The 2,660-nt window shown below is 73.1% G+C and carries 1 protein-coding gene and 1 pseudogene; one reads left to right on the forward strand and one right to left on the reverse strand.

Annotated elements, in window-relative coordinates; translation table 11 throughout:
• A partial coding sequence (locus VR45_RS40915; protein WP_045945055.1) for a trypsin-like serine protease occupies positions 1-1,908 on the reverse strand: 1,908 nt, incomplete at its 3' end.
• Between the two features lie 559 nt (positions 1,909-2,467).
• Between VR45_RS40915 and VR45_RS40920 the strand changes: the two are divergent.
• Positions 2,468-2,660: pseudogene (locus VR45_RS40920) on the forward strand (phage tail protein); the annotation flags it as partial.

The following is a 2,660-nucleotide window of genomic DNA, read 5'->3' on the forward strand; positions in this document are numbered from 1 at the left end:
GGCCTCGTCGGGCGCGGGGGCGGCGAGGCTGATCGAGGTCGCGCGGACCCCGGGGAACACGGCGCTCAGGGGCCGGAAGGGCTGCCAGGCGCCGCCGGGGGAGTGGAGGGCGTGGAACTGGGCACCGGTGTCGGTGACGACGGCGAGGTTCAGGCCGTCCTGCTGGAAGGCCAGGGCGAGGGCGGTGACGCGGCCGGGAGTACCGGCCTGGGCCTCGACCGAACTCCACGGCCCCGTGGTGCCGTTCCGGTCGAGGCTGGTCCAGTGGACGTGGCCGCCGGCGCTGACGGCGATGTGCGTGGTGGTGCCGTCCCCGGCGACGGCGAGGGCGGTGATGTCGGTGAGGGCACCGGCCCCGGGGAGCACGGCGGAGAAGCCGGCCCACCAGCCGCCCCCGGAGGTGTAGCGGAGGCTCTCGTACAGGATCCCCCCGGCGAGGACGACGACCTGGATGTCGTCCCCGACGGCGGCGACCGCTATCCGGGTGACGTTGGTGAGGTTCCCGGCGTCCCGATTGACGTCGGTGAAGGCGCTCCAGCTGCCGTCGAGGGCGCGTGCGGCGTGGTGGAGGCGGCCGTCCCCGCCGAGGGCGACGACGTGGGTGGTGCCGCGGACGTCGGCGGTGCCCATGGTCCGGATCCCGCCGATGTCGCCGGCCTGGGCCTGGACGTCCTCGTACGGCGTCCAGGCGCCGTCGCTCAGACGGGTGGCGTGGAACAGGCCGGCGCCGCTGGTGACCAGGGCCTGGAGCTTGCGGCCCGGTGTGGTCGCCCGGACCTGCTGCACCCAGCCGGCCACGTCGTCGACGCGGGTGGCGGTCACACCGGAGCGGGTCTCGCTCGCGGGCACGCCGACGCAGCCGGCCTGCCAGGAACCGCTGGCGATGGCGAAGAGCTCGTACGAGTCCTCGTTGTCGCGGATCAGTGGTGCGCCGGCGTCACCCGGGCAGAGGGGGGCGGCGGCGCCGGTGCCCACGGGCACGGTGTCGACGGTGGTGCCGCCGACGGCGGCGACCGTGTGCCAGCTCTCGTGGGCCCTGGACGGCATCCAGTCGGTGGCGGACCGTCCCAGACCGACGTAGGTCGCGCGGCCGCCGGCCGTCGCCGGGGCTGTCCCCACCTGGAGGGTGAACGTGGTCGGGATCGGGGTGGCCAGACGGAGCATCACGAGGTCGCGCTCGCCGTGGGGGACGATCCGGTCCACGGCGACGTTCTGGTTGGGCGTGATGACGCGGGTCCGGTCCAGCGGCGCGGTCACGCCGGCGAAGCAGCCGGCGGCGGTGAGGATCCAGGACTGGTCGACGAAGCTGCCGGTGCACGACCGCGCGCCGAAGCCCGGGCGGCCGATCGTGACCTTGGCGACGGCCGCGGGCGGAAACTCGTCGGGGACCGCCGGGCCGGCCGAGGCGTTGAGCTCCAGCAGGGTGGTGCTGCTGCCGCCGGGGTTGCCCTCGCCGACCTGGGTCCAGGCGTTCCTGGGCACCCCGACGTACACGGGGTTGCCGTCGCTGGTGAAGGTGGCGGTGACCGAGTGGTCGGCGTCGCCCTTGATGGAGTAGACCTTGGGGATCTCCAGTTGGAGGCTCCCGGTCGCTCCGGTGATCCTGAAGCACGTCTCGCTGGGCGTCGCGGCCCGGCTGAACAGGCGCAACAGGTTCGAACCGGCCGTGCAGTCGACGAGCTGGATGTGCCCGTCGCCCGACCTGACGGTGATGTGCCGGTCCGCGAGGATGCTCGCGGCACCCGGGTGGACGTAGTTCTCCACGAGGGCGGGGGCTCCGCTTCCCGAGGCGGAGGGCGAGGCCGGTGCCGCCGAGGCCGGTGCCGCCGAGGTGACGAGGCCGGCGGCCAGCAGGGGTACGGCCAGGGCCGCGCCGATGAAAGGGGAGAGTCTTCGGACGGTATGCATCGGAACTCCCGGAAGGGTCTCCCAGGAGACGTCGAGCCGCCCCCCGAGCCGCTGACTGGTGAAGAAGAACTTGGGCGGACGGTAGGAGCCGGGATGTTTCGTCGTCAAACAGGATGACCGTGATGCGGCCACAATCCCGAACGGAATTCGGACCTGCGGAGGGGCGGCCGTCGCCTGTTCGGGAGGAAGACGTCGACGGGCGTGGGAACCATGGATGAACCAGGGGCAACCGCGGGGCAATCCCTTCCGGTGGCTTTCCGGTGACGGGGTCACCGCACGTCTCTCCCACCCCACCAGCGCCGGCCGCCCCCGGCCGATCCCGGCCGGACGCACCCGCGGAGATCGACTCGTTCTCACCTGATCGGCGACGGACGTCGGCAGCGTGACGCCGCGGGACGGAAACACGCCTCCTCCTGGGCCCGGTGGGCCCGCCGCCGCTGGGCCCGCGGCATAGGATCACCGCCCGGAAGGCCCCCGCCCGTTCGTGCCCGTACCCGTGCCCGTACCCGTGCCATGCCCCTGCCCGTGCCCTGCCCGTGCCCCTGTGGAGGAACCCGCCATGACCTACACCGTGGACTTCGAGACCGTGTCGACCGTCGGCCTGGAGTCGTCCCCCGTCGCGGACGCACTCGCCGGCCTGCGGGCGAACGAGGCCCGGTACTTCCACAACAAGTACGGCCACGTCTTCACGGTGGAGCCCGCGCAGGACGCCGCCGAGGTCGTCGACCGGGTGCACCGGATCCTTCTGGAGG

The organism is Streptomyces sp. NRRL S-495 (assembly GCF_000966955.1).
GTDB classification, from domain to species: Bacteria; Actinomycetota; Actinomycetes; order Streptomycetales; family Streptomycetaceae; genus Kitasatospora; species Kitasatospora purpeofusca.